The 22,171-nt window shown below is 37.3% G+C and carries 19 protein-coding genes; 6 read left to right on the top strand and 13 right to left on the bottom strand.

Annotated elements, in window-relative coordinates; translation table 11 throughout:
• Positions 1–88: 88 nt before the first annotated feature.
• Positions 89–1,615, top strand: coding sequence for a hypothetical protein (locus tag CUN59_RS04945; RefSeq protein ID WP_104386791.1), 1,527 nt, complete (start codon positions 89–91; stop codon positions 1,613–1,615).
• A gap of 64 nt (positions 1,616–1,679) precedes the next feature.
• On the opposite strand, the gene CUN59_RS04940 is transcribed toward CUN59_RS04945, so the two are convergent.
• A complete protein-coding gene (locus CUN59_RS04940) occupies positions 1,680–2,972 on the bottom strand; it encodes a recombinase family protein (RefSeq protein WP_104386790.1) in 1,293 nt (430 codons plus the stop codon).
• 902 nt (positions 2,973–3,874) lie between these two features.
• Here CUN59_RS04940 and CUN59_RS04935 point away from each other — a divergent pair.
• Positions 3,875–5,254 (top strand): MFS transporter, encoded by a 1,380-nt coding sequence (locus CUN59_RS04935; RefSeq protein WP_104386789.1) that lies wholly within the window; start codon positions 3,875–3,877, stop codon positions 5,252–5,254.
• Between the two features lie 62 nt (positions 5,255–5,316).
• On the opposite strand, the gene accD is transcribed toward CUN59_RS04935, so the two are convergent.
• From accD to leuB, 4 genes are all read right to left on the bottom strand, one after another.
• The gene (gene accD / locus CUN59_RS04930; RefSeq protein WP_104386788.1) at positions 5,317–6,270 is read right to left on the bottom strand and encodes an acetyl-CoA carboxylase, carboxyltransferase subunit beta; all 954 of its coding nucleotides are present in this window, start codon (positions 6,268–6,270) and stop codon (positions 5,317–5,319) included.
• A gap of 287 nt (positions 6,271–6,557) precedes the next feature.
• Positions 6,558–7,379 carry a prepilin peptidase gene (locus tag CUN59_RS04925; protein ID WP_104386787.1) on the bottom strand — a complete coding sequence of 274 codons (822 nt, stop codon included), beginning with the start codon at positions 7,377–7,379 and terminating at the stop codon, positions 6,558–6,560.
• 26 nt (positions 7,380–7,405) lie between these two features.
• Positions 7,406–7,666 carry a hypothetical protein gene (locus CUN59_RS04920; RefSeq protein WP_104386786.1) on the bottom strand — a complete coding sequence of 87 codons (261 nt, stop codon included), beginning with the start codon at positions 7,664–7,666 and terminating at the stop codon, positions 7,406–7,408.
• A gap of 87 nt (positions 7,667–7,753) precedes the next feature.
• Positions 7,754–8,842 carry a 3-isopropylmalate dehydrogenase gene (leuB, locus tag CUN59_RS04915; protein WP_104386785.1) on the bottom strand — a complete coding sequence of 363 codons (1,089 nt, stop codon included), beginning with the start codon at positions 8,840–8,842 and terminating at the stop codon, positions 7,754–7,756.
• Positions 8,843–9,064: 222 nt separating this feature from the next.
• Between leuB and CUN59_RS04910 the strand changes: the two genes are divergently transcribed.
• Complete coding sequence (locus CUN59_RS04910; protein ID WP_104386784.1) at positions 9,065–9,913, top strand: mechanosensitive ion channel family protein; 849 nt, start codon at positions 9,065–9,067, stop codon at positions 9,911–9,913.
• Positions 9,914–10,087: 174 nt separating this feature from the next.
• On the opposite strand, the gene CUN59_RS04905 is transcribed toward CUN59_RS04910, so the two are convergent.
• The 5 genes from CUN59_RS04905 to CUN59_RS04885 form a co-directional block, all read right to left on the bottom strand.
• Positions 10,088–10,312 (bottom strand): DUF167 domain-containing protein, encoded by a 225-nt coding sequence (locus tag CUN59_RS04905; protein ID WP_104386783.1) that lies wholly within the window; start codon positions 10,310–10,312, stop codon positions 10,088–10,090.
• A gap of 196 nt (positions 10,313–10,508) precedes the next feature.
• Positions 10,509–10,823 (bottom strand): chromosome segregation ATPase, encoded by a 315-nt coding sequence (locus tag CUN59_RS04900; protein WP_104386782.1) that lies wholly within the window; start codon positions 10,821–10,823, stop codon positions 10,509–10,511.
• A gap of 141 nt (positions 10,824–10,964) precedes the next feature.
• A complete protein-coding gene (locus CUN59_RS04895) occupies positions 10,965–12,152 on the bottom strand; it encodes a M20 family metallopeptidase (protein WP_104386781.1) in 1,188 nt (395 codons plus the stop codon).
• A gap of 312 nt (positions 12,153–12,464) precedes the next feature.
• On the bottom strand, positions 12,465–14,153 hold the full coding sequence (locus CUN59_RS04890) for a serine/threonine-protein kinase (protein WP_165790155.1): 1,689 nt from the start codon (positions 14,151–14,153) through the stop codon (positions 12,465–12,467).
• Positions 14,154–14,433: 280 nt separating this feature from the next.
• Positions 14,434–16,023 (bottom strand): peptide ligase PGM1-related protein, encoded by a 1,590-nt coding sequence (locus tag CUN59_RS04885; RefSeq protein WP_104386779.1) that lies wholly within the window; start codon positions 16,021–16,023, stop codon positions 14,434–14,436.
• A gap of 442 nt (positions 16,024–16,465) precedes the next feature.
• Between CUN59_RS04885 and CUN59_RS04880 the strand changes: the two genes are divergently transcribed.
• Both CUN59_RS04880 and CUN59_RS04875 read left to right on the top strand, forming a co-directional pair.
• Positions 16,466–16,723 (top strand): hypothetical protein, encoded by a 258-nt coding sequence (locus tag CUN59_RS04880; protein WP_104386778.1) that lies wholly within the window; start codon positions 16,466–16,468, stop codon positions 16,721–16,723.
• 473 nt (positions 16,724–17,196) lie between these two features.
• Positions 17,197–18,684 carry a site-2 protease family protein gene (locus CUN59_RS04875; protein WP_104386777.1) on the top strand — a complete coding sequence of 496 codons (1,488 nt, stop codon included), beginning with the start codon at positions 17,197–17,199 and terminating at the stop codon, positions 18,682–18,684.
• Between the two features lie 146 nt (positions 18,685–18,830).
• On the opposite strand, the gene CUN59_RS04870 is transcribed toward CUN59_RS04875, so the two are convergent.
• Positions 18,831–20,048 (bottom strand): glycoside hydrolase family 10-like protein, encoded by a 1,218-nt coding sequence (locus CUN59_RS04870; protein ID WP_104386776.1) that lies wholly within the window; start codon positions 20,046–20,048, stop codon positions 18,831–18,833.
• Positions 20,049–20,223: 175 nt separating this feature from the next.
• Here CUN59_RS04870 and CUN59_RS04865 point away from each other — a divergent pair, with 175 nt between their 5' ends.
• Positions 20,224–21,393: a class I SAM-dependent methyltransferase gene (locus CUN59_RS04865; RefSeq protein ID WP_104386775.1), complete on the top strand. Its 1,170-nt coding sequence runs from the start codon at positions 20,224–20,226 to the stop codon at positions 21,391–21,393.
• A 117-nt stretch (positions 21,394–21,510) separates the two neighbouring features.
• Here the strand turns inward: CUN59_RS04865 and CUN59_RS04860 are convergent, their stop codons facing one another.
• Together CUN59_RS04860 and CUN59_RS04855 are read right to left on the bottom strand one after the other, a co-directional pair.
• Positions 21,511–21,732 carry a hypothetical protein gene (locus CUN59_RS04860; RefSeq protein ID WP_104386774.1) on the bottom strand — a complete coding sequence of 74 codons (222 nt, stop codon included), beginning with the start codon at positions 21,730–21,732 and terminating at the stop codon, positions 21,511–21,513.
• 38 nt (positions 21,733–21,770) lie between these two features.
• A partial coding sequence (locus tag CUN59_RS04855) for a hypothetical protein (protein WP_207765366.1) occupies positions 21,771–22,171 on the bottom strand: 401 nt, incomplete at its 5' end.

The following is a 22,171-nucleotide window of genomic DNA, read 5'->3' as shown; positions in this document are numbered from 1 at the left end:
TTTTAAGGAAGTTTACAAGCAATTTTCTGATTAAATGATATAAGTAATACCATTACTACTTGGTCAATTACCCTGAAGGAGAATGTCAATGAGCTTACCATTTATTTTAGATGTAGCCCTAGGTCTAATTTTTATTTACTTAATTTTAAGTTTACTGGCTTCAGAAATTCAAGAACTATTAACTACAGTTCTACAATGGCGAGCAGAACACTTGAGAAGCTCAATTGAAATTCTGTTAGCTGGTGATGCCAAAAAATCAGAAAATCCCGAAGTAATTCAAGTAGTAAATAAAATCTATGGTAATCCTTTAATTCAAAGCATTAATCAAGAAGCAAAAGGATTATTAGCAACTTTACCTCGGAAAATAACCTGGGCATTAGGTTCATTCTTGAGTTTATTTAGGAGGTCTAATTCTAGATTTAAAAAAGAGACTGTTTTCGGCGATCAAAAACGGAGTGCGCCTTCCTATATTGGCGGTGAAAATTTTGCTAATACTTTTATGGATACACTTGAACTGCCAAGACTTGTTAAAAAATTAACTGAAATCAGATTAGAACAATTTAAGGAAGAACGATTAAATAACATTAGATTGATTTTAACTCAGTTACACGGGGACATTCAAAATCATAAATTATCCAGTGAATTTGATAGAAATAGTGGACTTGATTATGTCAAATTACAGCAGGAATATGACCGTATTGTTAGTGAATTTAATCAAGAAAAATATGATACAAATATGTGTATTATCAGGATGAGAGATAGCTTAGATAAATATATAGATAGTTTCCAGGCTAATATAGGTGATTACGAAGATATTTTAGACAAACCTTTGCGAGAATTACGCTTTCTCAGAAAGGATATTTTTGAAGATGTAGAAAAAGCAATTATCCTGGGAGGTTTAAAGCCAAATATTAATGAAATTGTCCAATCTATCAGAAAAAATAGTGATATTCATAATGAAGTCATAGCGGCTATTAAAAACAAAGATAGTGAAACTTACAAAAAAATTAAAGAGTTAATTGATATTTTGCCAGATTCGATAGTTAGTAATATTGAAACTATGGCCAAACGCGCCCAAATCAAAGCTAAAAATACAGAAGAAGGAATTATTCTGTTGCGGAAAGAAATTGAAAATACTTTTGATAGCTCTATGGAAAGAGCCGGCGGAGTTTACAAACGTAATGCTAAAGGAGTTGCTATTTTAATTGGGATCACTTTAGCAATTGCAACTAATACCGATACTTTTCATATTATTAATCGTTTATCTAAGGATTCTGCCTTACGAGCAATGATTGTTGATAAAGCTATTCAAATAGAACCAGATCCCGCTAATCCTTCAGATATAAATAAAATAGATGCTAATGCGATTTTAAAGGAAGTTGAGCTACCCATTGGTTGGAGCAATAGTAACTTACAACAGCAAATGAATAGAACAAAATATAGAATTAATGGCTGGCCTATTTTCAGTGTTTTAAGTATGATTGTAGGTTGGTTACTGAGTGGTATGGCTATTGCTATGGGTGCGCCTTTTTGGTTTGATTTATTGGGTAAAGTGATGAATGTGCGGAATGCAGGTAAAAAAGGTAAACAAGCCCCTAAAAATCAGGATGAATAATTGAAGAAGAATTCAGGAGTCAAAATCAATAAGTTGAGGATCTCAATCCCTGACTGAATTGAATTTAAAAAATAAACGTTATTTTTAAGTTCCATTCTGTATTGTGGCAAATAATTTCAATTTTTTGGATAAATTCCCGGAAGTAAAATCGTCTTTCTACTTCTGATAAATCTAACCAAAACTGAGGGATAGAGACAGCTTGAGCTACCGAACGCAAATTTACGGGGGGAAGAATTGCTAACTTGGCTTGTAGTTGGGAGATTTCTGCGCGAAGTTTGTACGCTCTTAATTTTGCCGTTTCTGGATCTAAAATTCCTGTTTCTATTAAATTGGGCAATTGTTCCAGAATTTGTTCTTGTTTAGATATAGCATCCCCTAAATTATTTTTAATAGTATCTAATTGGGGAAAATTCATCCCGACTACAGCTAAAGGTAAATCTCGGCAAACAGTTTCAATAGTTTTTTCTAAAACTACTTGGTAAGAAATAGCACGACATTTTGGACTTTGAGGACAGTTGGTGGCGCGTAAATATAGATACTCTTGATTTTGATTTCGTTGAGTAACACGAGTAACAATCATCTGTGATTGGCATTGATGACAGATAACTAAACCTGCTAAGGAACGAGGCGCACTAGCTGTGCGAGATGGCACTCTGCTATTGCGTCGTAATAGTCTATCAACTTGTGCGGCTTCTTCTCTAGATATAATTGCTGTATGGGTATTAGAGATAATTTCACTGTTTTGATAAACTGTATCACCGCGATAAACGGGATTAATTAGCCAACGTTTACCTGTGGTGACAGAGATATTTTTCCCGTATTTTTTGCCTACATAACGGACTGCCGCACGGATAGAACCATAGAGTAAAAAGTGTTCAAAAAAATCTTTAACAACCGGTGAAGTTGTGCGATCAATAATATATTTACCCTGTCCTCGACGATAACCATAGGGTGATTTTCCTGGTGGTGGTGAAGCTTCTAGGCGATTGCGAGCGTGTCCTTGACGGATGCGGCGACTACGTTGTTGATATTGAATTTCTTGTAGTAATGTCAGTAATTCTCCACGAATTTGAGTAGATTTAGAGGTATAAGACTGCTGTGTGGCAATGACTATAACTCCCATCCTTTCTAATTGATGCAAGCGATCGCTCACTTGTGCTAAGTTATCACCTAATTCTTCTAAGCGACGTAACAATAAATAATTAACTGGTTCTGTTTGACAATCTTTTAATAATTGTTCTATTTGGGTTCTTTTGCCCAAATCTTCATAAATTTTATCTACTTCCCAACCCCAATCATCTGGATTAGGCGCTGTATCTAGTAGGGGATCAGTATAAATATAAACAATTATTTTCATAGCAAGAAATAGGGAAGAATTGGATTTTTTCCTTCATTATTAATGGGAAAAAGATGATTAATCTCATGATTATGAAATACTGATGACATTTTTTTTGCTGTTTCATAAACTGTGAGTCTGAAAACTGATATTTCAAAATCCAGCTTTTTGTTGAAAAATACCAGCAGAAAATAAGTACCTGAACCAAATTAATTGAATAGTTTGGTTAATACCATTTCTAGATGAAGATGCGCTTTATTTTTCGTTGTAGACACATTCCACCGTACAGACGTTTTGCCGAAACGTCTCTACAAAGATGTTCACATCATCAAAAATTACATTCATACCTCAAATCAGCAACACCCTAAAATTAGTCATGCGTGGTCATCATAATATGTCAACCACCCATCACTTCCCTTCGGGTAAGTGAGGGCTTGTAAAAGCCTAGTTGGACTGAGTTCTTAACCGAACTACGTTAGAGGTAAGAGTTAAAGACCTACCAGGGGATGCGTAGCTAGTTCCCTGCTCTAGAACTTAAAAGTTAAACAGGCTTAAGGGTTAAACCAGTGCTTTTAAGATAGTTACCGACCTCTAACATTGTCAAAGCTAACATTACCCCAGAAATGGGAGGCTCTTCGGAGCAAAATATTCTGTCCAAAGTATTTGTTTTAGACACTGAAAAAGTTTCAATATCTCAACAATATTTGGACTGATTCAAGGTATCTCTTACAAATACTGTAAATCAATTCACAAAAAGGACGGTTACGAATATGCAAAATCAAAGATTTGTTAATTCCTCAACTGTCCCTTTCGTTGTTTGTGCTGGCGCACAAAATTACTCAAGGGACGTTTCGCAGTTAACCCTCCATTCCTCCCATCACCAAACTGAGTACAGTTTTGGTGGGAGTCTCCTGGAGGTTTAGATGAATTCTGTTCAGGTTGACAAAGTTGAACCGTTGAATATAGAAATTCCCACTGTAAAAGAATCTTCAATAACTAAACAATTTCCCCAGAGATTTAATAAAAATGCGATTCGCACCACTTTACAAGCTTCTACGGTAGATGCTGTTTTTGCATCTATTTTTAGTCTAACTAGCGGTGGCATTTTATTGAGTCATTTTTTAGTGGAATTGGATGCTAGTCCAGTTATATTTGGGATGTTGTCGTCAATTCCTATGGTGGTTAATCTCATCCAACCTATAGGTGCTTATATTTCCGAACAAACTACTAGCAGATTTCAATTTTCTTTAGTAACCTTTGGAATTTCCCGGTTATTATGGTTAATTCTCGTTATTGGTATTTTTGCTAATAATCATGCCAGTATTATTAATTCTCAACAATTGTTAATACTAACATTGTCAGTTGTGCTTTGTAGCCATCTTTTAGGAGGACTAGGAAGTGCATCTTGGTTAAGCTGGTTAGCAATTATTGTCCCTCGGAAGCTACGCGGTAGATATTTTGGGATACGTAATACGGCATCTAATTTGACTAATTTAATATGTATACCTGTAGCTGGATTAGTGATATCCAATTGGTATGGTGGAACTATTCAGGGTTATGGTTTGGTTTTATCTTGCGGGATTATTTGTGGAATTATCAGTTTGATTTGTCAGTCTTTTAAAATAGATATCAATCCTCAATTACAAAATCATCATGATCTAAATTTATCTACAAATCTTACTGAAGATATTTCCCCAAAAGCGGGTGATGAAATTAATAATATTTGGGGAAATGCTAATTTTTTAATCTTTCTAATTTATTTTAGTTTGTGGATGTTTGCTGTGCATTTGAGCGCGCCTTTTTTTAATCTTTATTTACTAGATACTTTAGATTTAGATGTAACTTTAGTAACTATTTATAGCACTTTTCAAACGGGGGCAAATCTATTGATGTTGATGATCTGGGGTAAATTAGCAGATAAAATTGGTAATCGTCCGATTTTGATTGGCGTTGGTATTTTAGTAGCAATTACCCCATTGTTGTGGTTAGGAATTGGTAATCATCAACTTGATTTGTGGTTATGGTTGCCACTTCTACATATTCTTGCTGGTACAACTTGGGCAGCAATCGACCTGTGTACAACTAATATGTATTTAGGACTTGCCCCAGTGAGAAATCAATCTATCTATTTTGCGATCGCTGCTGCTGTAGCCGGAGTAAGTGGGTCTCTAGGTACAACAATTGGCGGTTTTATAGCCCAAATCCCTCAACTCGGCGGTTTATTAGGCTTATTTGCCCTATCTAGCCTATGCCGATTAATAGGGTTAATTCCCCTGATTTTTGTCCAAGAACCAGGGAAGTAATTGGTTAGGAGTCAGGAGTTCAGAAGGAAGAAAAATATAATTCTCCCCCCCTGCTTCCCTTCCTACTCAACAGCAGTATGACTTAATTTCATACTTTCCCACAAAACCATGTTGGATGTAGTTGTGGGTGCGGGTTGATGGAGGGCAATTAGTTGTGCCAAAGTATTTTTTAATTGTGTGCGGGGGACTATATCATCCACAAAACCATGTTTCAGTAAGTCCTCAGCCGTTTGGAAATCTTCTGGTAGTTTTTCTCTGAGGGTTTGTTCAATTACTCGTCTACCAGCAAAACCAATTGTGGCTTTGGGTTCAGCGATGATGATATCACCCAACATGGCAAAACTAGCGGTTACACCCCCGGTGGTGGGATTGGTTAAAACGGGAATATATAATAGTCGAGAATCCCGGTGACGTTGTAGGGCGGCGGAGATTTTCGCCATTTGCATTAAAGACAGCATTCCTTCCTGCATTCTCGCACCGCCAGATGTGCAGATAATAACGACAGGATAACGGCGTTGGGTAGCTTGTTCAATCATGCGGGTGAGTTTTTCCCCGACGACAGAACCCATACTACCGCCCATAAACCGGAAGTCCATCACTCCTAAAGCAATAGGTAAATTATTAATTTGTCCTAAACCGGTTTTTACAGCATCTATCAGTCCGAGTTTATCCTGTGTTTCTCGGAGGCGATCACTGTAGGGTTTGCGATCGCGGAATTGTAAGGGATCTGTAGGGCGTAAATGCTCATCCAATGGATTCCAGGTATTGGCATCAATTAATTGGCGGATACGTTCATCACTATCAACGCGATTATGATGACCACATTCCCCACAGACCATTTGATTAGCTCTTAAATCTTTTGTATAGGCTAAAACACCACACTTAGGGCATTTATGCCATAAACCATCGGCAATTTCTCTTTCTTGGCGTTCTAAATTGGTACTTCCTGATTTACGCCGATTTGCGAACCAATCAAATAGAGACTTTAAACCGCGTGATTCTTCGTTGTTTGCCATTTTTATCTTATGATTTGTGTGATTGCTTTGATGGGGATAAATGTCAGAACTATGATTTATGTGATTAGTGTGATTGGGATGATGGTTTGATTTATGTGATTGTTGTTATTTAGATGATTAGTTAATCATAAAAATCATAAAAATCATGAAAGTCATAGTTCTGACTACTTGGATATTACCAAAATCTAAAATCTTGATGAGGTAATGCCAGCTACAGTCAGGGGTAGTAGAGGTTTGGCCAGATAAAATCATCAGGATGAGGCAAAAAAAGATTAAAAAGGTGATTTTTAAGATCCAGGCAAAAATAATCTCATATAGTGGGACAAAATAGTTTCACCGCTAAAAACTGTGATTACCGCACCTAATGCTAGGAATGGACCAAAAGGCATTTTTTGACCCATTTGGTGACGTGAAAGGATAATTGCTCCTCCTCCTACTAATACTCCTAAAAGGCAGGAAATAAAGCCGGCTAGTAATAAACAACGCCATCCTAACCATGCTCCGATCATGGCGGTTAATTTAGCATCACCTGCACCCATGACTGTTTTGCCAAAAGCTAGAGAACCTAAAAAGGCGATCGCATCAAACAGCCATAAACCCACTACAGCACCAGCTATTCCCGTCATTAAGCGTTTTGCCAATCCCCCTAGAGTCGGTTCCGACAACCAACCAATAGCCACCTGAAAGATTATTCCGAGCATTAATCCCGATTTAGTCAGGGGGTTAGGTAAGGTCATTGTATCTAAATCTATGAGGGATAAAGCCAATAACCAACTACAAAAAGCCCAATAACCCAGGGTGAAAATTGAAAATTGAAAAACCCAAAATACTATTAAAAATATTATGCCTGTTAATGTCTCTACTAATGGATAACGACGGGAAATTTTAGTTTGACAATAACGACATCGCCCTTTTAACCACAACCAACCGAAAACCGGGACATTATCATAGGCTTTTAACCTATTAAAACACTTGGGACAGCGAGAAGGTGGCCACAGCACTGATAGCCCAGTCGGTAGCCGATAAACGACAACGTTAATAAAACTACCGAGAGATGCACCCAAAGCAAAGACAATAATACTGGCGGGAATGTTGATCAAGATGTCCATATTGTTATTTGTCAGTGGTTAATTGACTAATACATATAGGATTCAATTTGATTTAAGGCGACAAAACATTCCTGTGGTAATAGAACTGGATACTGGGTAAAAATCACTTTACCTCGATGAGTTACCCGACTAATTGCGACTCCGGTGGCTTTGCCTACTATTTCGGGATGTACTCCACAGTAGGTATAATAAATCTGACTAGCAGCCCGAATTACAGCCGGATCAACTAAAGACGGGGGCTTTTTTGGGGGGGTAAAATTTGCCTGATCTTGTTGTAAAGCGTACACAATTGGCTTTTTATTTATAGATTTGCTATTAGTGTATCTGAAAGTTTTAACAAGAAATGCTAAAATTCCCAGATTTGCGATGTAATGTTATTTTAACTCCAGAATTTCTATCAGTGCGTCGCCCATAGCTCGACAACCGACAAATTTCATTCCTGGGGACATAATATCTCCTGTGCGATAGCCTTGTTGTAAAACTTGTAACACACTATTTTCAATTAAGTCTGCTGCTGCTGGTTGGTCTAAACCATAACGTAACATCATTGCTGCACTTAAAACTTGCGCCAAGGGGTTGGCTTTATCTTGTCCAGCAATATCTGGGGCTGAACCATGAACTGGTTCATAAACACCTGGCCCATCAGCACCTAAACTAGCAGAAGGCAACATTCCTATACTACCTGTGAGCATGGCGGCAGCATCGGAAAGAATATCGCCAAATAAGTTTCCTGTCACAATTGTATCAAATTGTTTGGGAGCGCGAACTAATTGCATGGCGGCGTTATCTACATACAAATGAGATAATTCCACATCGGGATATTGACTGGATAGTTGAGTTATGCGATCGCGCCATAATTGAGATACTTCTAATACATTAGCTTTATCTACAGAACAAAGTTTGCCTCCCCGTTTTTGCGCCGTTTCAAAAGCCACGCGCCCAATACGGTCAATTTCTGACTCACTGTAAACCATAGTATTTACACCGCGTTTTTCTCCGGTTTCTGTTTCAAAAATACCTTTGGGTTTACCAAAATAAATCCCCCCAGTTAGTTCGCGCACGACCATAATATCCACACCTTCCACAACTTCACGTTTCAAGGTGGAGGCGTCAATTAACTGGGGGAGAATTTTCGCTGGACGTAAATTAGCAAATAGTTCTAAACCCGCCCGCAGTCCTAATAAACCCGCTTCTGGGCGTAAATTAGAGGGCAGAGAATCCCATTTATAACCACCAATAGCTGCAAGTAATACAGAATCACTATTACGGCAAGCTTCCAATGTCACAGCAGGTAGTGGTTCCCCGGTTTCGTCAATAGCAGCGCCACCAATTAAAGCTGTGGAAAATTCAAAGCTAATATCAAAGCGTTTACCAATGACTTTTAGCACGTCCACGGCTACAGCCATAATTTCGGTGCCAATGCCATCGCCGGGGAGTAGGGTAATGCGGTAGTTTTGAGGCATAGTGAGGTTTTGCTGGGTAAATGTTTGCAGACAAAACATCATACCGAGGAATTGTGCTAAATGGAATGTTTAATTTTTCTATATTTTTCCCATATATGACTGTTATTAACACCATTTAAGATGTGATGTAACTAAAAATTAAAAAAAAATTATTTATCCGTCTTTTTACTGAAATTAGGTTGTATTGTGATTGTGTTAAAAATACAAAAACAAACATAATTTATGGATTTTCAACAGATTGGTAAAGTAGTTATCGAGCTATTAACTACTTTTGGATTTAAAGTTGTTGGTGCAATTCTTCTTTGGATAGTTGCTCAGAAATTAATTGAATTTAGCATAAGGCTATTAAAACGTGGTTTTATCAGCCAACATATTGAACCGACACTGGTTCACTATTTGTTAAATATCATTTCCGTGACATTAAGAATTGTTCTAGTTGTCGCAATTCTTGGCTTCTTTGGTGTGGAAACAACTTCCTTTGCTGCGTTGCTGGCTGCTGCTGGTATTGCTATTGGTGCAGCATGGGGAGGACTGTTGGCAAACTTTGCAGCGGGAGCATTTTTAGTTGTTTTTCAACCTTTCAAAGTTGGTGATTTTATCACTGCTGGAGAGGTAACAGGAACAGTTGCCGAAATTGGACTGTTTGTAACTTCGATCAATACGCTTGATAACGTGATGACAATTGTGGCCAATAACAAAATATTTTCTGATAATATTCAGAATTACTCAACTAATCCTTATCGGCGGGTTGATTTGTTGGCTCAATTAGCTCATGATGTAGATCATAATCAGGCGATCGCTCTTTTGAAAGCTAAAATTAGCCAAATTCCTAATGTTATAAAAGATCCCGCCCCAGAAGTAGAAATTCTCACCTTTAACTTAGCTGGTCCCGTACTAGCAGTCCGTCCTTATTGCAATAATGCTCACTATTGGCAAGTCTATTTCGACACTAATAAAGCTATTTGTGAAACCTTTGGAGAGGCTGGTTATCCAGTTCCTGAACAGCGTTATACCATTAATAGTCTATCTCACATTGATGGTGTTATCCCCACTCCATCAGAAGTAGGTTAATACACTAGGAGGCAGAAGGCAGGAGGCAGGAGGTGAAATACTGTTGCTGTTTGATAGCGCAGCGTAAGCCATATTGGGGTTTTCAGTTTGTACCTCATTTACCTCGAAACTGCTGTATTTAGATAGGTAATTGGTAATTGGTAAAAATTATTGCCTCTTGCCTTTTACCTGTTTCTAAATATCATCAATTTCAATTAATTTTTGTCGAGAGGTTGCCCCAGATTTAATTCTGATTGATGATTTAGGAACATCAAAATTTTTTGCTAATAGTTTAATTAACTCTTCATTGGCTTTACCATCTACGGGTGGTGATTTTAGATGTACATTTAAACTCCCATCTGCTAATTCTTCAATCTTTTGCTGTTTGGCATTTGGTTTAACTTTTACTCTTTTTTGCATTATCTATTCCTTGGAGTTTTTTTAACCACAACTAACCCATAAAAGAACCTAAAATATAATAAGTAAACTCCTGCCAAGCAATAGAAAAAACCCATCGCTGTGACGATGAGTATAGAAATGATAATTAATTTTGTTTGTTGGGAATATAACATTAATGAATCTGTGTTCTATTACCCATTACCTACTATAACAAATTTTATCCCATACCTAGCATTCTATTTACTTGTGCTTGGGCTAAAGGTTTACGTTCAATATTTTGGAAACATTCGATTTTTTTGAGTTGGATATAAGCAGTTTTGAAATTACTTATTTTTAATAAGACAATATCTTCATAAACTAAATCTTGGGGACTTTTGATATCTATGATTAAATCCTGTAGTTGATTTTGAGTAATTGCTAATTTGAGATATTTTAAAAATACTTCTCTTTTTTTAGAACGGACACTCACTAAGTACCAATTATTAGTACTTGTTTCTGATGTGGTAGAATCTAAAGGCTCGATAGGTGGCATAATTGACAGTCTGATATTTTGAATTTATTTCAACAGTAACCAAGGACTATAATTGCTGTGATTTTTATGATGTTTCTGATGTTGATGATTAGTTCAATTCATGAAAATAATTAATCATCTTCATCAAAATAATCACCCAAATCATAGTTCTGAATTTAGCCAATATTTATAAGCTGCATAAGCCAAGGTCACTACTCCCGTAATAATAGCAGATTCATCAACTTCAAATTGTGGATGATGCAAGGGATGATTAATTATTCTATCTTCATAGCCTACACCTAAACGAAACATTGAACCAGGAGCGTGTTCTAAATAAACAGAAAAATCTTCTGCACCTAAAGATGGTTCTGGTAAAATTTGCACACAATCATTAGTCCAAGCTTCTTCTGCTGATGATTGTAATAATTGTGTTAAGGCATTATCATTTTGTACACTGGGTACACCTTGACGATAATTAACTTGATATTTGGCATTATAGGAATTACAAACATTAGCAACTATATTTTCAATCCATGCTGGTAGTTTATCGCGGGTTTCTGGATGAAGCGATCGCACTGTCCCTAATAACTGTACTTTATCAGCAATGACATTTGGCGCTCTTCCCCCATTAATTTGTCCAATACTTAATACTACGGGACGCAATGGGTTTTGAGTCCGACTAATTGCTTGTTGTAATGATGTAATTACTTGTGCTGCAATCCAAATTGCATCTATAGCTTCATGGGGACGCGCACCATGTCCAGATTCACCAATAATGGTAATTTCCAAACTGTCTGCGGCTGCTGTTAGCGCACCGTAGCGAATACCCACCGAACCCGCAGGAATGGAAGGAAAAACGTGTAACCCCAAAATAGCTGCAACATCATTCATTACTCCATCTTTTACCATCCAGGTTGCACCTTGGGCAATTTCCTCTGCTGGTTGAAATAAAAACCGTACTTTTCCCCCTAAGTCTGGGGCAATTTGGGAAAGTACCATCGCTGTTCCCAAACCCACGGTAGTATGAATATCATGGCCACAAGCGTGCATGACTCCAGAAATGCGAGAAGCATAGTCTAAATTTGTGCGTTCTTGAATGGGCAAGGCATCCATATCGGTGCGAATTGCCAATATTTTATCACTAGGTTGAGTCCCTTTTAATTCACCAATTACGCCTGTTTTACCTATACCTTCTTCTACGTGCAAGCCATTGGCTGATAATACACCTGCAATAAAAGCAGCCGTTTGATATTCTTCTCCGCTCAGTTCTGGATGTGTATGAATATGTCGGCGAATTTCGACTAAACGGGGTGATATACTTGTTGTTAATTCTTTAATTCGGTTTAGCATGAAAAAAAATTTAATTCCCTAACTCTGTTTTTCATCATAAATAACTGTTTATAGTGAAAATGCTACTGTTGTAACAAGACTAACAAGGAATTTTGCCACTTTGGCGCGGCTTAAATATAAAGACATGATAAAGAGTTGACAAAAGTTATATAAATTGTTATTACAGAACTATGCAAATGGGAATAAAGGGTGTATAGTAGTATCAACTTTGTATACCGAAAGATTTATAGTCTACCAAATATGAGATACCCCTGGTTCATAGTTTAAAAGAACCGGGGGTATCTGTGTTTTTAGTAACAGGCAGGAATAGCATTACCGCCAACCCAGCCAGCGTAAGCAAGGAACAATAAAGTAATAACTTATACTTAAGCACAAACTAAGCAAGATACTAACAAAACTAAAAAAGCCCAGGGGTGCTAATATATCCAGTCCTTGGGGTTCTCTGGCAAAATGGAATAAATGTAGTCCTAACCCTAAACGTACCAAAATAGCGATGAAGTTGGCGCTACCTAAACCAGCAATTACAGTATAGGCTATTTTATGGCTGCGAAGACCTAAACCCAAGGTAAGCAGGGGAAGTGAAATTAACATCCATACTACCAATGTTTCGGCATTATTTTCTGTGGTGATGAATTGGCAAGCTATCCAGCCTAAACTATAACCGATTAATCCCATAAAAGATGTAATGAGAAACCGTCGCTTTTGGTCAAAGCAACTAGATAATGTTAATCCCCAACCTGTGCCTAAACCAGCAAAAGCATATACTATGGTCTCTGCGGCGATATAAGGTTGATTTTCAACTAAATTTGGTAGTTGATGGACGAGTAATGCTAGCCAGCGATCGCCTAAACTGGTTTGGTAAGCCAATACAAAACCAATTATAGTTCCTAGCACCGCGCAAATACTCGTCAACATCATTACCCAAACAGTCATTAGACAAGCTAATAAAGATTTGAATATGCCTTGAATAATAAATAAAGTAGTATTACCGACTGCTTGAGTAAAATCTGTAATGGATGTAGTAACGGTTTTACTGGTGTGTGTAAATAAATTTTTACCTGATGATGGAGAAGCAATTTTAATTAATCGCTTGTGAATAATAGCGGCATGGGCTGGGCGCGATTTTACATCATCTTCCACCATTTCATCTAGCAAATCGGCTAAATCTGGGTTAATGTGTCGGTAATTACGCCATTGTAATTTGCCTGTGAGACTATCTTCCAATTCTGGGGGATATTTCCCTGTAAGTAATTGAATCATAGTCCTACCCAACGCATAAAAATCTGCTGCTGGACCAACATTACCACCGCGAACTTGTTCTTGAGGGCTATAACCGGAAGAGTATAATCGTGTAGAGGTGGAATGCGATTGCAAAACTGAACCACTAAACTGTTTAGCACCGCCAAAATCAATTAATACTAATTGATCATCCTTGGCAGGGGTTGCAGGTGAGGAAGTACGCAACATTAAATTAGAAGGTTTGATATCTCGATGAATAATTTGGCGTTTATGCAATTCCTCCAAAATCTTCACAACTTGAATAAACCAACCAATTACCAAATCTTCAGCACAACCTTGAGGAGAATTTTTTAATACTTCCTCTAAAGTATAGCCATTGATTTTTTCCATCACCAAACAAGGTAATTGATGGGGTTTAGGATTAACCAAATTAATTTGAAAATAACCATCAGCCTCAACTTTAGGCACGCCGGAGCTACGGAAACTACTTAAAACTTCCGCTTCTTGCATGAACAATTCCAGCGCTTTCGGTGAAGTCTCCACCAGCACCTTTAGCACTTTTTCTGTTTGTGTTTTTTCATCCCAAATCGTGTAAATTTGGGCAAATCCCCCTTCACCAAGGCGTTTTAGGGAGAAATAACGGTCTAACAGGTATAGCGGTGCGCCACAACTGTTACAGAATTTGTTTCCCCAGGGTTGGGGATAGGGACGTTGACAATGGGGATTTATGCAGTTAACCGCACTCTGAGTTATCTGGGTCAAAACCACGAAAATACAAAGGCTGGATCGATTTTAGCGTCTATTTCACCTGAGTTGTAGATATTCCTGTAAATAAAGCACAAAACTTTAATTTTGTAGTGGTTATGGAAAAAATTCTCATTACCTTTGAATCATTTATTATAGATATTAGGACTTACGCAAGAATTACGGAATAACGAACCACAGAGGCACAGAGTTCACAGAGAAATGAGGGTTTGAGAGATATTTTCCGTAAGTTCTGATCTTTTATCATTCTTCATCCTGAACTCCTGAATTCTTGCAATTAACAACTATATCCATCTCCAGTCATAGGAAAATTATAATCAGCAGATATAGCATAATTATGATCACCACTAGTTTCTAGATCAAGAACCTCAATCACTTTGTTATAAATATCTTCTGCTTCTTGGGGTGAATCACCAATACTGGTTAATCCTAATTTACCAAACTGCGACAGACAACCCATAAGATGAAATACTGTACCTGTTTCCGTGCCACTATCAAAATGTAATCTATGGTGGGCAATAATATCCATTAAATCATTCGGTAATAATCCTTTATAAATATCTTTTTGTAAATTGTCAGTGGCAATATAATATTTAGGTCTACCTTGTTGACTATAAAATAAGCCATCTTCAAAATTATAATGACCATTAGTTAATAATTTTAACGTCATAAATGGGTGAGTTGTTCCTCCTTTACGGAGGTTAATTTCAATCCCTTCAATATTCCATTTACCATTACCTTCGTCCACAGTCACAAAATCAAGAGCAAATCTTTCTAAAGCACCTTTTTCGGCTAATTTTTCCCCAACTTTTAAACCTAAATCCTGCAATTGACAGCGATACTTTTCATCCGCAGGAAAGCGACAACCTATATAAATTTGTCCATCTGGTCCGCCTAAAATTTGGTCATGGGTAGAAAGAATTTCTACTTCCCCATTAGGTGTAACTCTACCTTGGACACTAGGAGAATATTTGATTTCTCCTTCTATAAAAGCTTCCGCAATTGCACCTAATTCGGGAATGCGTTTAGAAAAGTTTTCCCAGGTTTCTTGTATAGATTGAAAACGTAAATTGGGGAAGCTATTCTTAATTGCTGTTACTCTTTGAATATGATCAGTTTTTCCTGGTGCAAAATCCATGATTTTTCTTAAATCTAATAGTGCATTCCCTTCACCTGAAAAACCTTCATTTAACTTAATTACTATTCTTTGTAATGTTGGCTGATGTTCCCATAAATCAGCCGCAACATTAGCTAAATCTTCAGAACTTTTGACTAATTCGCTACCATCGGGAAAGGGAATACCACTTTCTTTAAAAATTTGTCTACTTCCACTTTTTGTTCCCCAAATTTGCAAATCTGGCGCAGCAGCATATAAAGGTACACCCAATTTTAAAGATAATTCTGCTTCCCAAAATGTGGAATTATAGCAAACCATAAAAGCTTTATCTAACCGCAAAGCTTTATGAATTCTTTCTAATAACCGAGGACGTTCTAATATTTTTTGGCTGAGGGGTTTTAAAGAAGCATCATAGGTAGAAAGTAATAACAAGCGATGACGCGCATGAGAAAAGGGAATACCAGGAAGTAATTGCAAATAATAGTCAATGATGCTGGGATGCAGTGGCATTGATGTGACATAAATTAATCTAGTTCGGGGATTTCGTAACCGAATTAAGGAAAAAAGTAATCTTTCTTCATAATGTTCACAACCTTCTACTTTGAGAAGTTCTCGCTGATCTATACTCAAAGAGGGAATAATTAAAATGTCCGCTTCGCTATTGTCAAATAACTCGCTTGTTTTCCAGCGATCGCGTAAAGTTAATTGTAAACCCCGAAATTGATCAAGTTGCCAATCATTAATATCCATATTCCCATCCCCATGTCCTACCTAAACTATTGTGTTATCTAATATATATCCCAAGGAAGAGTACAAATATAAATTATTAATGTTTTTTTCATAAATCAAAAATAATTATTTAGCTGCAATTTATTAATAGATGTAATTTGAATTATGTTGGTTTTCTTAGCGTCAACCTAACCCAACACAAAAATTAAATAGGTTATACAACTTCTGTAGGAAGATGCACAAAAAAATACTCTCTGTAGTCCCTCTTTGTAAGAGGGGCAAAGCCGGAGGGAATAAATATATACAGGCTCACATAAAATTTGTATTAGTTTTCCTAACATGAACCTAATCTACATTTATACAAAAATATTTATTTTTAATCCTCAAGAGAGATGAATCAACATTGAATAAATCATAGTATTGCTCAAGGGCATAATATCAATACTTACTGAAAAATTAACCTATGGCATCTCTACAACCATTACATGATACAGAATTAGTAGATTGTGCTAGAGCAAATGCAAATCAAGGAATAGAAACCGCCGCTTATCAGTGTGGTTATGGTGATGATATTAATACATTTGCTCAAGAATTACGCCAAGCTTGCGAAAAAATGAATTTACGAGTTAAAGAACTCAATCAATTAATTACCGATCAGGATATGATCTTAAAACTAGGAACAGGAGAAATTATTGCTCCTCAGACAGCATCAGAACTTTAAGACCTTGATTTTGTGCCGAATTTTCAATTCATGAAAATTGCACTTTGTCAATTCTTTAACAGAAAAATATTATTTAAAGCTTGATAACTGCGTGTAGTGTCACAACAACATAGCGCAATTTGAGCAGAAAAAAATCAACTTATTTATTGATTTTATCCTCAAAAATGTTAAAATGTATAGAAAAACAGACTTGTACTAGTACACAACGGCGTAAGTCACTCGATTTTGGATTTTGGATTTTGGATTGACTCCAGCCTCAAGTGTAGAACTTGAAAAAAATGGATTTGGGCTTGACGATTTCTCCGTCCTCGAGGACGGGACTTGTACCAAATTTTTTTAATCTAAAATTCCCGGTCAATCAACCATTAAAAATTTGACAAAAGCTTGTGTAATCTGCTTTTTTAATTTTTAATTTTTAATTTTTAATTCCGCACTGCGGTACTAGCTTCGGTCTCAACAGCAAAGGTTTAGCAATGTTTACTTCATCAGAAACTCCTATAATTGCAGCCATTGTGCTGATAGCGTCCGGCATTTTAGGCTGGGGGTTTTATCGCGCCAGACCTTTTGGTAAACTAGGTATCTTAGCCTGGTTACAATCCGTCGTCTTAATGACTCCCTGGCTGTTATTCTTTGGACTATTTGCTGCTGGCATTTATATCAATATCGTCGGGATATTGTTCTTAGTGGTAGCTTCTGCGGGTTTGTATATTTTCCTGGGCAGAAAGTTAAGGGCTGCCGGTCAAGATGCTATTCTCAAGCAAAGAGCAACAGAACGACTGGCCGCTGAAGGTTTAAGCCAAGGGGATAAAACCAGTCCAGTCATCGTCGCAGAACTGAAATTAGAACCAACCCCCATACCCGAAGCAGATTTAAACCTCATTAAAGGCATTTTTGGCATTGAAACATTTTTTGCCACAGAAACCATTCCCTACCAAGAGGGAGTAGTTTTTAAAGGCAACTTGCGGGGTGAACCAGAAACAGTTCACAACCGACTGACACAAAGTTTACAAGCACGGTTAGAGGATAAATATCGGCTGTTTTTAGTAGAAAATACTGACGGTAAACCTGTAGTTATTGTTTTACCTAGCCGTACTGATCCCCGTCCAGCACAGGTAGGACAAAAAGTTTTTGCCGTAATTTTGTTGATAGCAACTATCGCTACAAGTTTAGAAGTTGGCGGTATATTACAGAATTTCGATTTATTTAGTAACCCCGAACGGTTTGCAGAAGCTTTACCTATTGGTTTAGGTTTATCTGCAATTTTGTTATCTCACGAAATTGGACATTGGTTGTTAGCACGTCGTCACCAAGTGAAGTTAAGTTGGCCGTTCTTTTTACCAGCAGTACAAATTGGTTCTTTTGGGGCAATTACTAGGTTTGAATCCCTTGTACCTAGCCGCAAGGCCTTATTTGATATTGCTTTGGCAGGACCGGCTTTTGGGGGGATTACTTCTTTGTTATTACTGGTGATAGGGTTACTACTTTCTCACCCTGGCAGTTTATTCCAATTACCCAATCAGTTTTTCCAAGGTTCGATTTTAGTCGGTAGTTTGGCACGAGTTGTCCTCGGTTCGGCTTTACAGTCTCCAGTGGTGAATATTCATCCTTTAGTGATTATTGGTTGGTTAGGATTAGTCATCACTGCGTTGAATTTAATGCCGGCTGGCCAACTAGACGGGGGGCGAATTGTGCAAGCGATTTATGGACGCAAAACCGCAGGAAGAACCACTTTTGCCACGATAGTTTTACTGGCTATCGTATCATTAGGTAATCCTTTAGCGATGTATTGGGCAATTGTCATTCTGTTTTTACAACGCGATTTAGAACGCCCTAGTTTAAATGAAATCTCTGAACCAGATGATGCTAGGGCGGCTTTATGCCTTTTGGCTTTGTTTTTGATGATTGCTACTCTTTTACCTTTAACTCCTGCTTTAGCTGGGCGTTTGGGTATCGGTAGTTAGAAATAATGCTAATTGAAAATACATGGGTATAAATTCAATTTTTTTAACCAACCACAGAGGCACAAAGAACACAGAGAACTGTATTAAAAGTGTAAAGGTTGAGTTTTAGTAATTTATCTCGTTCCCATACACAGTATGGGAACGAATTACAGAAGGCTCTTTGCTAATAGGTTGGGGTAATTTGCGGGTGTGGGGAAGATTTTTTGCCATGCTTGTTGGCGTTGCTGGGGTTTTTCTTGGCTCATGTTCCAGAGGGTTTCGTAGAAGAAGAAGGAAACGCCGGCAAATTTTCTCTCTCGCACTTTCCCTATTTGGGTTTTGATTTGTTCCATGGGAACTGTGCGATTTTTTAAACCAGTTAAAATCCCAATACTGACGGGAATATGATTTTGGGCTTGTTTAACTTCGGGATATTCTAATTCGCTGATAAAGACATTTAAATCATTACGATAAATTTGTAAAACTAAGTCTTCAACTATTCCCATTCTTTCCCATTTCTGCCAATCTGCAAGAAAGTATTCATAAGAAAAACGCTGGGGATTAGGAGCGACGGAAACGATACAATCTTTTTTATTAGCTTTAATTGCTACAAATACTCGCTTCATAAAATCGGTGATTTTATTCGCTCTCCAACTTACCCATTCTGGATTTTTAAAGTCTGCGGGGGGAAGTTTACCTTTGTGTTCTTTCTTGTATAATGCTGTGGTATAGGCATCATATCCCAGTTCTGATGGTAAGCCGAAATGGTCATCAAATTGAATCCCATCAATGTCATAGTTTTTAACTATTTCTACTATCAAATCTTGAATAAATTGTTGCACGTCAGGACGAAAGGGATTTAACCAAACTCGGTTATGTGTTCCTTCTTTGACTATTTTTATGCCATCGCTACGATTTGTTAGCCAATAAGGACGATTTTTAGCTAAAAGTGAATCAGCAGGTGCCATAAATCCAAATTCAAACCAGGGAATTACTGTTAAACCTTGTTTATGTCCATCCCTTACTATTTCTTTGAGCATATCTCGCTTTTGGAGTCCGGGGGTAGGGTCAACTGATTTACCAATGACTTTGGCGATGACTTTGCTAGGATAAAGGGTATATCCCCAATTCCAGACGGCGGGATAAACGGTGTTAAAGTTGAGTTGGTGTAATGTTTGTAAACTTTGTTTTAACCGTTCTTTCTCAAATAAAACATCACTATCAATATTTGTTAACCATACTCCCCGTAATTCTGTGGATTTAGAAATTTGAGCATTTAAGGGGAATGATAGCATGAAGAAAGCAACCATACTCACGGTTATCATAGCCGCTAAAAATCCCAGTTTTCTAGTTTGACGTTGCCATTTTAGAAATATTTTTTTCATTAGACATCTCCGAAAAACAATTAAATTATGCTATAAGAATATAAAATAATGTTTGTAGCATACTAATTGAAATATCCCAAGAGTTTTTAGAATTAGCGGACTATTTATAGAACCTAAGCCAAAATGCAACATAGGTTACATACTTTGTGAATATATTAAATTTTAATTAAATTTTATGGACTCCCATCCCGCATTGTGTCAAGCCATATCCCATCGCATTATCACCAGTCCCCAAAAACGCATTACCTTTGCAGAATATATGGATATGGTGTTATATCATCCACAATATGGTTATTATTCCAGCGATGTCAAAATCGGATTTCAGGGGAGTGATTTTTTCACATCTGCCAGTTTGGGGGCTGACTTTGGGGAGTTACTAGCAAGGCAATTTTACCAAATGTGGGAGATTTTAGATCAACCCATCTATTTTTCTTTGGTAGAAATGGGAGCAGGTCAAGGTATCTTAGCATCCCATATTCTCAACTACATCAAGGAAGAATACCCAAATTTTTTTGCGGCTGTTAAATACATCATTGTCGAGAAATCATCAACTTTAAAACAAGAACAACAAAAACTGTTACAAGATTTTTCTGTAAAGTGGTGTAATTTAGAGGAAATAGAACCTAAATCTCTGACGGGTTGCTGTTTTTCTAATGAATTGTTGGATGCTTTTCCAGTCCATCAATTCACTTTAGAAGCTGGGGAATTGCGCGAAATTTACGTCACCATTGCGGAAAATAATTCTCAACCTATCTTTATTGAAGTTATAGGAGAACCATCAACGCCGCAACTAGCAGAATATTTTGATTTGGTGGGAATTAATTTAAGCCAAAATACTTATGAAAATGGCTATCGCAGTGAAATTAATTTAGCCGCCTTGGACTGGTTGAGTATAGTGGCAGACTGCTTGGAACGGGGGTATGTGTTAACAATTGATTATGGCTACCATGCTGATCGTTATTATCATCCTCAGCGACGGCAGGGAACTCTCCAGTGCTACTACCAACATCGTCATCATGATAATCCCTATATCAATATTGGCAGACAAGATATCACTGCCCATGTTGATTTTACAGCCTTATCTGTTTGGGGTGAAAGCTGTGGATTAAAAAAGGTTGGTTGGACGCAACAAGGTTTATTTTTAATGGCTTTGGGCATAGGTGAAAGATTAGCTGCTATCTCCTGGCAACAGCAACCAATATCACAGTTGCTACAACGACGGGAAGGACTACACCAACTCATTAACCCAGGGGGACTAGGCAACTTTGGAGTTTTAGTTCAAAGCCGGGGACTGACTGAAGAACAAGCATCACAACCACTCCAGGGATTAGTGGTACCAGAGTAGAAATTAGGGAGGTAATCTGATGCCGGGAAATGATATCAATGTTAGTCAATTTCAGCAAATATTGATGTTAAATCTGGTTGATTTTTCCAAGTTCTTGTTTTAGTCGAAATTTCGTGTTTAGCGGTTTTGCTGACGCATAGCTTTGATTTCTGCCATAATATCATCATCGGTAATATCATTAATTGGCGGTTGGGAGTATAATTTTTGAGTTAAAGCTGTTAAGTCAGCAGCTAAATCAAACTTTATCAATGCTTGAGCTACTATTGCTCGTTCTTCCGGTTGTAACTGTTCTACAGCCGTAATTAGTAGTTCTAAGGTAATCGGGACTGATATCATCATCTAATTTCCCAAATCATTATTTAAGATATGTGATAGTTTTAATTTGAATTACAATCCCACTCATTTTCTAGAACGAAGATATTTTCATTTATGAGTCCTCCACGCGGGGAATATAAATCGCCTTTAAGATAAGTAGCTATATCGTTTTTAATAATTTGTTTTGCTATTAAACTCCAGGAAGTTCCTATATAGCTTTCACCTTTCCAATTAGGATGAATATCGTTTGGGTTGGGACTAGAGAGTATGCGAGATTGATTACTCTTAGGCGCGCAACTTATATTTACTTTGGCTGAAGTTTCTATATTTCTTTGCTGCTGAGAGATATCTGTTGCCTCGTCAGGTTCACAAGCATAACCGTTATTGTTTTTATCAAATTTCTTGGCTTTGGAGTACAGGCTAATTGGTATACCGTGATTTAAAACCCACATTCCGCACTTCA

Origin of the sequence: Cuspidothrix issatschenkoi CHARLIE-1, assembly GCF_002934005.1 — a bacterium.
Taxonomy (GTDB): domain Bacteria; phylum Cyanobacteriota; class Cyanobacteriia; order Cyanobacteriales; family Nostocaceae; genus Cuspidothrix; species Cuspidothrix issatschenkoi.
This window is presented reverse-complemented; position numbering and strand designations above follow the sequence as displayed.

What these genes read in the sequence shown, in the direction of transcription:
- CUN59_RS04895 (WP_104386781.1), bottom strand. Translation starts at nt 12,152, where the DNA reads ATGCTAAACCGAATTAAAGAATTAACAACAAGTATATCACCCCGTTTA.
- CUN59_RS04945 (WP_104386791.1), top strand. Translation starts at nt 89, where the DNA reads ATGAGCTTACCATTTATTTTAGATGTAGCCCTAGGTCTAATTTTTATT.
- CUN59_RS04925 (WP_104386787.1), bottom strand. Translation starts at nt 7,379, where the DNA reads ATGGACATCTTGATCAACATTCCCGCCAGTATTATTGTCTTTGCTTTG.
- CUN59_RS04910 (WP_104386784.1), top strand. Translation starts at nt 9,065, where the DNA reads ATGGATTTTCAACAGATTGGTAAAGTAGTTATCGAGCTATTAACTACT.
- CUN59_RS04860 (WP_104386774.1), bottom strand. Translation starts at nt 21,732, where the DNA reads ATGATGATATCAGTCCCGATTACCTTAGAACTACTAATTACGGCTGTA.
- CUN59_RS04905 (WP_104386783.1), bottom strand. Translation starts at nt 10,312, where the DNA reads ATGCAAAAAAGAGTAAAAGTTAAACCAAATGCCAAACAGCAAAAGATT.
- CUN59_RS04875 (WP_104386777.1), top strand. Translation starts at nt 17,197, where the DNA reads ATGTTTACTTCATCAGAAACTCCTATAATTGCAGCCATTGTGCTGATA.
- CUN59_RS04935 (WP_104386789.1), top strand. Translation starts at nt 3,875, where the DNA reads ATGAATTCTGTTCAGGTTGACAAAGTTGAACCGTTGAATATAGAAATT.
- CUN59_RS04940 (WP_104386790.1), bottom strand. Translation starts at nt 2,972, where the DNA reads ATGAAAATAATTGTTTATATTTATACTGATCCCCTACTAGATACAGCG.
- CUN59_RS04870 (WP_104386776.1), bottom strand. Translation starts at nt 20,048, where the DNA reads ATGAAAAAAATATTTCTAAAATGGCAACGTCAAACTAGAAAACTGGGA.
- CUN59_RS04900 (WP_104386782.1), bottom strand. Translation starts at nt 10,823, where the DNA reads ATGCCACCTATCGAGCCTTTAGATTCTACCACATCAGAAACAAGTACT.
- CUN59_RS04880 (WP_104386778.1), top strand. Translation starts at nt 16,466, where the DNA reads ATGGCATCTCTACAACCATTACATGATACAGAATTAGTAGATTGTGCT.
- accD (WP_104386788.1), bottom strand. Translation starts at nt 6,270, where the DNA reads ATGGCAAACAACGAAGAATCACGCGGTTTAAAGTCTCTATTTGATTGG.
- leuB (WP_104386785.1), bottom strand. Translation starts at nt 8,842, where the DNA reads ATGCCTCAAAACTACCGCATTACCCTACTCCCCGGCGATGGCATTGGC.
- CUN59_RS04885 (WP_104386779.1), bottom strand. Translation starts at nt 16,023, where the DNA reads ATGGATATTAATGATTGGCAACTTGATCAATTTCGGGGTTTACAATTA.
- CUN59_RS04865 (WP_104386775.1), top strand. Translation starts at nt 20,224, where the DNA reads ATGGACTCCCATCCCGCATTGTGTCAAGCCATATCCCATCGCATTATC.